At 67.1% G+C, this 3545-nt stretch carries 3 protein-coding genes; all 3 read right to left on the bottom strand.

What is annotated here, in order from left to right; all coding sequences use genetic code 11:
• Positions 1–147: 147 nt before the first annotated feature.
• Positions 148–1548, bottom strand: coding sequence for a F0F1 ATP synthase subunit beta (gene atpD / locus KJ554_01775; protein ID MBU0741062.1), 1401 nt, complete (start codon positions 1546–1548; stop codon positions 148–150).
• 23 nt (positions 1549–1571) lie between these two features.
• Positions 1572–2429, bottom strand: coding sequence for an ATP synthase F1 subunit gamma (gene atpG / locus KJ554_01780; protein ID MBU0741063.1), 858 nt, complete (start codon positions 2427–2429; stop codon positions 1572–1574).
• A gap of 25 nt (positions 2430–2454) precedes the next feature.
• Positions 2455–3545: F0F1 ATP synthase subunit alpha (gene atpA, locus KJ554_01785; GenBank protein MBU0741064.1), on the bottom strand; the 1091-nt coding region annotated here is incomplete at its 5' end.

A 3545-nucleotide genomic window follows, 5' to 3' on the forward strand; every position in this document is an offset into this window, starting at 1 on the left:
CCACCTCGCTGGCCTCGACATCGTGCAGCTTGCGAACCGGAGTCACGATTTCAAGATTCACGGTTGCCTCGATGGGGCGGCCGGCCCGCCCACGCAGCCGCCGGAGTCTATCCGACGGCCATCACCCCGCCCGCGCGGTGGCGGGCTCTACATCTTCTTCGCCTTGGCGATGGCGTCCTCGATGGTGCCCACCATCAGGAAGGCGGCCTCGGGCAGGTCGTCATGCTTGCCGTCGACGATCTCCTCGAAGGAGCGGATGGTGTCCTCGAGCTTGACGTACACGCCCGCCATGCCGGTGAAGGTCTCGGCCACGTGGAAGGGCTGGCTGAGGAACTTCTGGATCTTTCGCGCCCGGGACACCAGCAGCTTGTCGTCGGGGCTCAGCTCGTCCATGCCGAGGATGGCGATGATGTCCTGCAGCTCCTTGTAGCGCTGAAGGACGGACTGCACATCGCGGGCCACCTTGTAATGGTGCTCACCCACGACGTCGGGGGTCAGGATGCGGCTGGTCGAGTCCAGCGGATCCACGGCCGGGTAGATGCCAAGCTCGACGATCTGCCGACTCAGCACGGTGGTGGCGTCGAGGTGGGCGAAGGCCGTGGCCGGCGCCGGGTCGGTGAGGTCGTCGGCGGGCACGTAGATGGCCTGCACCGAGGTGATCGAGCCGTTGCGGGTCGAGGTGATCCGCTCCTGCAGCTCGCCCATCTCCGTGGCGAGGGTCGGCTGGTAGCCCACGGCGCTGGGCATGCGGCCCAGCAGAGCGGACACCTCCGACCCGGCCTGGGTGAAGCGGAAGATGTTGTCGATGAACAGCAGCACATCCTGCTTCATCTCGTCGCGGAAGTGCTCGGCCATGGTCAGGCCGCTCAGGGCCACGCGCAGGCGCGCTCCCGGGGGCTCGTTCATCTGGCCGAAGACCAGGGCCGTGTTCTTCAGCACGCCCGACTCGCTCATCTCCAGGTAGAGGTCGTTGCCCTCGCGCGTGCGTTCGCCCACGCCGCAGAACACCGAGTAGCCGCCGTGCTCGGCGGCGATGGCGCGGATCAGCTCCATCACGATGACCGTCTTGCCCACGCCGGCGCCGCCGAACAGGCCGATCTTGCCGCCCTTGACATAGGGCGCGAGCAGGTCGACGACCTTGATGCCGGTCTCGAAGATCTCGTTGGACTCGCCCTGGTCCTGCAGGCTCGGGGGCGCGTGGTGGATGGGCGCGCGCTTGTCTGGCTCGGCGAGGGGTTCCTTGGCGTCGATGGGTTCGCCCAGCAGGTTGAAGAGGCGGCCGAGGCTCTGCTTGCCGACCGGCACGCTGATGGGCGCGCCCGTGTCGACGGCGTCCATGCCGCGCACCAGGCCGTCGGTGGAGTCCATGGCGATGCAGCGTACCACGTTGTTGCCGATGTGCTGCGCCACCTCCACGGTGAGGTCGATGTCCCTCCCGGCTTCGGTGATCTTGATGGCGTTGAGGATCGCGGGCAGGTTGTCGGAATCGAACACCAGGTCCACGGTGGGACCGATGACCTGCACGACGCTACCGGTATTCTCGGCCATTGGCTTCTCTTCTCCTGTTGAATCTAGAGCGCGTTCGCGCCTCCGACTATTTCACTGATTTCCTGGGTGATGGCGGCCTGGCGCTCGCGGTTTCGCTGCAGCGTCAGGGCGTCGATCATCTCGCCGGCGTTCTTGGTCGCCGCGCTCATGCTGGTCATGCGCGCGCCGTGCTCGCTGGCGTAGGCCTCGCAGAGCATGATGTACACCGTGTTGCGCAGGTACTGGGGCAGCAGCGCCACGTAGATGGCCTCGCGGTCCGGCTCCCAGATGTAGTCCAGCGCCGCGGCGTCCTCTGCCTCGTCCGTCTTTTCCGGCGGCGTGATCGGCAGCGCGGTGCGCACAGCGGGGCGCTGGGTCATGGGGCTGACGAATTCGGCGAAGGCCAGCCGGACCTCGTCCGCGTCGCCGTCGGTGAAGCGCTGCACCACGAACTTGGTGACCTGGCGCGCCTTGTCGTCGCTGGCCGAGCCGCCGAAGTCGTCGTGCGACGCGACCACGTCGTACCCGCGCTTGCGGAAGAAGTCTCGGGCGCGGCGGCCGACCGCGTAGACGCCGGTCTTCACGCCGGCCCCGATCGACGCGTCGATCTCGGCGCGCGCGGCGCGGATCACGTTCATGTTGTAGGCCCCGCAGAGGCCCTTGTCCGAGGTGACCACCACGAACAGGCGGCTCTTCACGTCGCGCCGTTCGAAGAGGACGTGGCCCTCGTCGCCGGCCTCGGCCAGGTGCTGCAGCAGCTGCCGCAGCTTGGACGAGTAGGGGCGTCCGGCCAGCAGCCGGTCCTGGGCGCGGCGCAGCTTGGCGGCCGAGACCATCTTCATGGCCTTGGTAATCTGCTGGGTCGACCTGACCGAGCGGATCCGCTTGTTGATGATCTTGATCCCGGCGCCCGCCACGTGCTACCTCCTAGCCCTCGACGCGCGAGGCCTTGAACGCCTCGATGGCGGCCTGCAGGTTCTCCCTGGTCGCGTCCTCCAGCTTGCCGCTGGTGCGGATGTCGTGGAGCACGTTGCTGTGCTTCTCTTCCATGAAGACGTAGAAGTCCTTTTCCCACCCGGCCAGGGAGTCGACCGGCAGGTCGTCGAGGAAGCCCTGGGTGCCGGCGAAGATCACGGCCACCTGCTTCTCCAGCGGCAGGGGCCTGTACTGTCCCTGCTTGAGGATCTCGACCATGCGCTCGCCGCGGGTCAGCTGCCGCTGCGTGGCCTTGTCCAGGTCGCTGCCGAACTGGGCGAAGGCCTGCAGCTCGCGATACTGCGCAAGATCCAGCCGCAGCGAGCCGGCGACCTTCTTCATGGCCTTGGTCTGCGCGTTGCCGCCCACGCGCGACACGGAGATGCCCACGTTGATGGCGGGCCGGACGCCCTGGTAGAACAGGTCGTTCTCCAGGAAGATCTGGCCGTCGGTGATGGAGATCACGTTGGTCGGGATGTAGGCGGACACGTCCGACGCCTGGGTCTCGATGATGGGCAGCGCGGTCAGCGACCCGCCGCCGTTCTCCTCCGACAGCTTCACGGCGCGCTCGAGCAGGCGGGAGTGCAGGTAGAACACGTCGCCCGGGAAGGCCTCGCGTCCCGGCGGACGGCGCAGCAGCAGGGACAATTGCCGATAGGCGTTGGCCTGCTTGGACAGGTCGTCGTAGATGACCAGGGTGTCCTTGCCCTGCCACATCATGTGCTCGGCCATGGCGCAGCCGGCGTAGGGCGCGATGTAGAGCATCGGCGCCGGCTCGGAGGCGCAGGCGGCGACGATGGTCGTGTATTCCATCGCGCCGGCCTTCTTCAGGATGTTGTACACGCTGGCCACCGTCGACTGCTTCTGGCCCACGGCCACGTAGAAGCACTGCACGCCGGTGCCCTTCTGGTTGATGATCGCGTCGATGGCGATGGCGGTCTTGCCCGTCTGGCGGTCGCCGATGATCAGCTCGCGCTGGCCGCGGCCGATGGGGATCATCGAGTCGATGGCCTTCAGCCCCGTCATCAGCGGTTCCTTCACCG

It is taken from the genome of bacterium, from assembly GCA_018814885.1.
Classification (GTDB): domain Bacteria; phylum Krumholzibacteriota; class Krumholzibacteriia; order LZORAL124-64-63; family LZORAL124-64-63; genus JAHIYU01.